General features: G+C 73.0%; 1 protein-coding gene and 1 pseudogene. One reads left to right on the top strand and one right to left on the bottom strand.

Annotated features, from left to right (window positions below):
• A pseudogene (locus tag IH13_RS42340) lies at positions 1 to 132 on the bottom strand (methionyl-tRNA formyltransferase); the annotation flags it as partial.
• Positions 133 to 392: 260 nt separating this feature from the next.
• Between IH13_RS42340 and IH13_RS0115310 the strand changes: the two are divergent.
• The coding region (locus IH13_RS0115310) for a hypothetical protein (protein ID WP_031084755.1) at positions 393 to 721 on the top strand (329 nt) is incomplete at its 3' end.

Raw genomic sequence — 721 nt, forward strand, 5'->3', positions numbered from 1 at the left:
CAGCCGGCGGCCGCGGCCCGCGGGCGCGTCGGGGCGGGTGACGACGGCCGCCACCTCGTGGCGCTCGGAGGCGATCAGGGCGTCCAGGGCGGGGACGGCGACCTCGGGGGTGCCTGCGAAGACCAGCTTCATGGGTGGCGCACTGCCTCTCGGGGCGGAACGTGACGACGGGCAGCGCACCAGTCTAACGACCTGGTGCGCGGTGGAGGCGGAGCAGGTCGTCAGGGCCGAAGGGCAGGGGGCGTACGCACGCCCGTGCGCCCCGCGCGGATGCTCATACGCCCCTGTTGCGTGACCACATGGCCCGGTGAGGCGTTGGTCAAGTGAGATTGACCGAAGGGGGCCGTCGTACGCGGTCCGATCCCTCCAACGCCGGTTCGAGAGGCTTGTTCATGGCCGACCACGCAACCCACGACGCCCAAGCGCGTGCAAGTCTGCACCTGTTGGTGCGGGACATCGAGCGGGTCCGGCGGCAGGTGGACGCGCTGCGCACGCTGACCGCGCAGCTGGGCAACGTCTACCGTCCGCGCCGCTCCGGCCCGTCCGCGGGCTTCGTCGTCTACGGCAGGGCTCCGGCCCCGACGGTCCGGCTGGCCCAGGAACTGCGGGACAGCGTCGAGACGCTGGTGACGGCCGCGGTGGACTTCGACCGCTCGCTGGGCTTCTCGTGGGACGCGGTGGGCTCCGCCCTCGGCGTCACCAAGCAGGCGGTGCACCGCCG

The organism is Streptomyces sp. NRRL WC-3549, from assembly GCF_000721935.1.
Taxonomy (GTDB): Bacteria; Actinomycetota; Actinomycetes; order Streptomycetales; family Streptomycetaceae; genus Streptomyces.